The following is a 5,769-nucleotide window of genomic DNA, read 5'->3' as shown; positions in this document are numbered from 1 at the left end:
GCAAAATAGTTTACATATAATACAAGAGTGGCTTCGTGAACTTGGAGTTAAAGCATACGATGTCAAAAAGAAAAAAGGAGAGCTGAAATATGTTCTCCTCACCCGAAGTAAATTCAATGGCTCTATGATGCTCCGTTTTGTCCTTCGATCTCACGGGATACTCACTCGATTGCAAAACGCTTTGGATGATTTGATGACCCGCTCTCCTGAACTCAAAGTAGTGACGGCCAACATACAGCCGGTACACATGGCAATTTTAGAAGGGGATGAGGAGATATTTTTAACTGAGCAACACCGTCTTGAAGAGCGGTTTAACGGTATCCCCCTCTTTATCCGTCCGAAAAGCTTTTTCCAAACCAATCCCGAAGTGGCCGAAAAGCTCTATCGCACTGCGAGTGAGTGGGCAGGTGAGAGTAAACCGAAAATCCTGTGGGATCTCTTTTGCGGAGTAGGGGGATTTGCATTGCATTGTGCCGCGCCGGATCGTCATATCGTCGGTATTGAGATCGAGCCTGAGGCGATAGAGTGCGCTCGTGATTCGGCGGCACAGTTGGAGATGAAAACCCTCCGTTTCGAATCTCTCGATGCGGCGACATTTAGTGCAGCGGCGGGAGAGAAGCCTGATGTGATTATCGTCAATCCTCCGAGGCGTGGTCTGGGTGAGCAGATATGCAAATGGCTGATGCGTGTGGGAACGGAACGGATACTGTATTCGAGTTGTAATGCGGTGAGTTTAGCCAAAGATCTTGAGATCCTCCGTGGATACACACTCAACAGAGTTCAGCTTTTTGATATGTTCCCCCACACCGCCCACTATGAAGTGCTCATTGAATTAACGCGAAAGGAATAAAATCCCTTTCGCTACGCTAACGCTGAGTTTTCCTCGGCGGAAAGCCCACGCGCAGTAAACCGCGCTTCGTTTATCTATATAACTGCCCGAAGAGATCGAGGTGGGTGAGATAGAGTCTGACCTCAAATTCGAGCTGGTGATAGGCAGGTTCGATATGGGTGCAGAGTTTATAAAACGCTTTGTTGTGCTCTTTTTCTTTGAGATGGGAAAGCTCATGGGTTACGATCATTTGTAGAAACGGTTCAGGGGCATTTTTAAAAAGATTCGAAATTCGGATCTCGTTTTTCGCTTTCAGTTTTCCTCCTTGAACCCGTGAGACAAAGGTATGAGTTCCAAGAGCCGATTGTAAATCCCGTATTTTGGTATCATAGAGTACTTTTGAGATGGGTGATGCATTGCGCAGGTGGGCATTTTTGATCTCTATCACATACTCATAGAGACTTTTATCGGTATTGTAAATATGGGTATCGGGGTATTTGAGTAAAAGACGCTCGCCCAAGGTCTGATTTTCGATCAGATTTTGGACTTGTGTACGGATCTCATGAGGGTAGTGGGCTAAATATTTAAGCGATTGCATACGTAATTGTAGTATAGTTTAATTGAACTTCCTATTTCTTATTTACCCTTGATAAGTATAACTATTTTGAAATAAGGATATTATGCAATCCATTCATGGTTCTTGTCCCATTTTTGAACCCATTCGATCATTTCATCTGAAGGCATCGGACGCGCGATTCCATACCCTTGTGCTAAATCACATCCTAGTAAAAGTAGTTGTTTGCCATGTTCATAGGTTTCAACACCTTCCGCAAGGACCTCTCGATTGAAAGCTTTAGCTAAACTAATAATCCCTTCTAATATTGCCAAGTCATCACGATTATTGAGCATATCACGAACAAAACTTTGATCGATTTTTAACGTTCTAACAGGAAGCTTTTTTAAATAGGTAAGCGATGAATATCCTGTACCAAAATCATCTAAAGAAAAATAGATTTCCATTATCTTACATTTTTCAATAATTTGAGAAGCTTGATTGACATCTTCTAAAGCACTGGTCTCAAGTATTTCGATTTCGAGTAATGTAGTGTCAAAGTTTTTATATTCGGAAAGAATTGCATTGAGCCGCTGAAAAAAATCTCCTTGCAATAACTGTCGAGCTCCGACATTAACACTCACCGGTAGATTAAGACCTTGTATTTTCCATCGTTCAATTTGAGAAATAGCTTCCTTGATTACCCATTCGCCGACTTCAATAGCCAGCGGATGATTTTCAATAATAGGGAGAAACTCCAGTGGAGGAATTAACCCTTTTTCTGGATGTTGCCAACGTATAAGTGCTTCAGCACCAATAAGTTCACCGGTATGCATATTAACTTTAGGCTGATAGTGAAGAACAAACTCATTATTTACTAGAGCAAGGTGGAGGCGTTCTAACTTTTCATGTCTTGTGCGTATCGTACGGTCATCTTCCGAATCAAAAATATGGTAGCGTTTTTTACCTGCTTGTTTAGCTTCATACATGGCTTGATCAGCTTGACGAACCAGCTGATCAGCATCTACATCATTATTTTGTGGATAAAAAGTTACCCCTATACTCGCTGAAACTTGCACTAAAACATTATCTAGCTCTATTGTTTGACTTGCAGCATCTAAAAGTCTTTTTATAATGGGAGAAGCTGCAAAAATATCAGCCATATTTCGAAGAATCACAACAAATTCGTCCCCACCTAATCGTGAGAGAGTATCCCCTTCACGAAGAGTCTGTTTCATTTTTAATGAAAGTGCTATAAGAAGTTTATCCCCCACATCATGACCATACTGGTCATTGACCTCTTTAAAACCATCTAGATCAATATAAAGAACGGCTATCTGCTCATTTCGTCGTACAGCTTGAAACATGACGTGTCTTAACATGTCTGAATTTAAAACACGATTAGGCAAGCCTGTAAGTGTATCATAATGGGCTATGCGTTCAAGTTGTTGTTCGTGTTCCTTTTCAGAAGTTATATCAGAAAAAAGTCCCACATAATTTTGTATATTTCCTTTTGAATCTAGAATAGAAGTGATCGTGAGCATCTCAGCATATAATTCGCCGTTCTTGCGTCGATTCCAAAGTTCGCCATACCAATAACCTTTTTCACTCAAAGCATTCCACATAGCAGAATAAAACTCTTTACTTTGCAGTTTGGAGCTTAATATGCGTGGATTTTGACCAATAATTTCATCCCTTTCATAACCGGTAGTATGCGTGAAAGCATCATTAACGTCCATGATTATTCCATCAGGAGAAGTGATCACAATACCTTCATTGGCATGGGTAAACACATTTGCGGCAAGGTGAAGTTTCTCTTCAGAATGTTTTCGTTCGGTAATATCTTGAATCGTTCCGACCATTTTTATTGGATGGTTTATAGCATCAAATTCAAGTTTACCTAATCCATGAATCCAGTGTTCAGTTTGATCATTTTGGCGAATAATTCGATATTCACGATCAAACTTTTGATGCTGATTAATAATGTTTTCCTGCATATAGGTAGACATCATTTCGCGATCATTAGGATGTATGAGGTTGATCCATCCATTCAATGAATGTTCGTAGTCAGGGTGAATACCAAAAATTTCATCCAATGTATCGGAACTTTTCCAGAACATAGTTGTCATATCTAAGCTATAGCTTCCGATACCTGCATTGCTTTGTGATTGTTTGAGAAACTGTTCACTCTCTTGTAATGCAATTTCCATGTTCTTACGTTTAGTGATGTCACGTAGGAATGAGTAAAATCGTCCGCCTGCAATATCAAAATACGTTATACTTATTTCAACGTCCCAACACGATCCATCTTTACGACGATGTTTGGTCTCAAATTGAATATGTTTTTGATCGATGATCATTTTCATACGTTCTTCGATCTTTAAGGTACTATCAATCGCATCAAGTTGAGATATTTGCATTTCCAGAAGCTCTTCTCGCGTGTAGCCAGATAGTTGGCAATACGCCAAATTGACATCAATCAAATTACCTTGATTATCGACACACCAAAAACCATCAAGAGTTGTTTCAAGAATACTTTGAAGGATTTGTGAACTTTCACGTACCTTTTTATCTGATTCCATTATTACTTCAGACAATGATTTAGAAAATTCATTTGAAATATTAATTGGATTCAAAGCATAAACCTCAACTGATTTTAGGTGATAATGCAAATTATTTGACTATATTACATCAATAATTATAAAACTAAAAATGAATGATTAAATTTTTTATCTTGAGAATCGCTATATCCCTATTTTAGGTTATTTGAATCACTTATTTTGGCTTTTGGAGCTTTAAATCTAAGTTGTAGTATAGTTTTAAACTTTATCAAAAGGCTCACAATGGAACATCACAAGATCGATGAACTTGTCGCCAAAATCAAAGCACTCGAATCGGAGCTGGAATCGGAACTTCAACAAGAGTATGAACGTTTCACCTGTGAAATCACGAAAAAACGAGAAGAGATATTAGAGTCGTATCGGCATGATCGCGAGGGATTGCTTCGCTATCTGGCGACGACTCCGATTTTGCATCTGTTGAGTGTTCCGATCATTTGGTCGGTGTTGATTCCCGCGTTGATGTTGGATGCCTTTGTGAGTGTTTATCAGTGGATCTCTTTTCCGATTTATAAGATTACTAAAGTGAAACGGCAGGATTACATCATCATCGATCGCCACCGATTGAAGTATCTTAACGCAATCGAAAAGCTCAACTGCCTCTATTGCAGTTATTTCAACGGATTGATGGGTTATGTTTCAGAAGTTGCAGGTCGGACTGAACAATACTGGTGTCCGATACGCCATGCCACACGGGTTAAATCGATGCACAACAATTATAAAAAATTCTTCGATTACGGAGACAGTGAGAACTTTCGTCAAAGAAGCGCAGAACTTAGAGAGGATCTCAAAGAGGAGAAAGAGTGAAAATAGCGTTTATCGGAGATATCGTCGGACGTCCCGGACGGAGCATGATTAAAGAGCATTTGTCGAAACTCAGACGTGAACACGGAATCGATTTTGTCATCGCCAACTACGAAAACGCTTCGCACGGATTCGGTGTGACGATGAAAAATGCCCAAGAGTTGTTCGCTATGGGGATCGACTGCATGAGCGGCGGAAACCACACGTGGGATAAAAAAGAGATCGAACCGTTGTTGGAGACATTGCCTCTTTTACGTCCTCACAACTATCCTGAAGGGGTCAAGGGGACAGGGTGCCGTATCTTCGACGTAGCGGGCGAAAAACTCGCTGTGCTGAACATCATGGGGCATTATGGAATGCCGTACGTCGATAATGCCTTTCGATGCGCTCGTGACACGGTCGCGCGGCTCAAAAACGACGGGGTGGAGCATATCTTCCTCGATTTCCATGCCGAAGCCTCCAGTGAGAAGCGTGCCATGATGATGTTACTTGCAGGAGAGGTGAGCGGCATTATCGGAACTCACACCCATGTGGGGAGTGATGATTTTCAGATCGCAAACGGCACGGCATATCTCACCGATATCGGTCTCAGCGGATGTCGCGACAACGTCATCGGTATGGATTCTAAAATTCCGTTGGAGCGATTTATCACAGGGGTATCAGGACGATTCGAAGTGCCTGAAAAGTGTCGAAAAATCCTCCAAATCGCTATAATGACGTTGGAAGAGGGAAAATGCAGCGAAGCATTCAAACTCAAAATATTTGATGACGGGCGTGTTTATAAAACGGATGCGTGGATGGAAGAGTAACCATCGTCATTCCCGACTTGATCGGGAAACCAGTTATTCAATAGGGGATGGATCCCCGGGTCAAGCCCGAGGATGACGAACCTCCTAACAAAGGAGCTTTCTTGCAACTAACCGATTCTTTCGAACTTTTCAGTGCATTAGAACAATTAAAACTCT

The 5,769-nt window shown here is 41.1% G+C and carries 5 protein-coding genes; 3 read left to right on the top strand and 2 right to left on the bottom strand.

The genetic code is table 11. From position 1 onward, the window contains the following. The coding region (locus tag WA010_RS11680) for a methyltransferase domain-containing protein (RefSeq protein ID WP_422557290.1) at positions 1–850 on the top strand (850 nt) is incomplete at its 5' end. A 70-nt stretch (positions 851–920) separates the two neighbouring features. Here WA010_RS11680 and WA010_RS11675 read toward each other — a convergent pair. Both WA010_RS11675 and WA010_RS11670 read right to left on the bottom strand, forming a co-directional pair. Beyond that, positions 921–1,427 (bottom strand): YgjP-like metallopeptidase domain-containing protein, encoded by a 507-nt coding sequence (locus WA010_RS11675; RefSeq protein ID WP_422557289.1) that lies wholly within the window; start codon positions 1,425–1,427, stop codon positions 921–923. Between the two features lie 80 nt (positions 1,428–1,507). Then, positions 1,508–4,018: a sensor domain-containing protein gene (locus WA010_RS11670; protein WP_422557288.1), complete on the bottom strand. Its 2,511-nt coding sequence runs from the start codon at positions 4,016–4,018 to the stop codon at positions 1,508–1,510. A 207-nt stretch (positions 4,019–4,225) separates the two neighbouring features. Between WA010_RS11670 and WA010_RS11665 the strand changes: the two genes are divergently transcribed. Together WA010_RS11665 and WA010_RS11660 are read left to right on the top strand one after the other, a co-directional pair. Next, positions 4,226–4,807, top strand: a complete 582-nt coding sequence (locus WA010_RS11665; protein WP_422557287.1) for a hypothetical protein — start codon at positions 4,226–4,228, stop codon at positions 4,805–4,807. Continuing rightward, positions 4,804–5,613, top strand: a complete 810-nt coding sequence (locus WA010_RS11660; protein ID WP_422557286.1) for a TIGR00282 family metallophosphoesterase — start codon at positions 4,804–4,806, stop codon at positions 5,611–5,613. The genes WA010_RS11665 and WA010_RS11660 overlap by 4 nt, the downstream gene beginning before the upstream one ends. Positions 5,614–5,769: the final 156 nt, after the last annotated feature.

The organism is Sulfuricurvum sp., assembly GCF_049305995.1.
GTDB lineage: Bacteria > Campylobacterota > Campylobacteria > Campylobacterales > Sulfurimonadaceae > Sulfuricurvum.
The sequence above is the reverse complement of the archived record's forward strand: the minus strand, read 5'-3'. Positions and strand labels throughout refer to the sequence as shown.

What these genes read in the sequence shown, in the direction of transcription:
- WA010_RS11675 (WP_422557289.1), bottom strand. Translation starts at nt 1,427, where the DNA reads ATGCAATCGCTTAAATATTTAGCCCACTACCCTCATGAGATCCGTACA.
- WA010_RS11665 (WP_422557287.1), top strand. Translation starts at nt 4,226, where the DNA reads ATGGAACATCACAAGATCGATGAACTTGTCGCCAAAATCAAAGCACTC.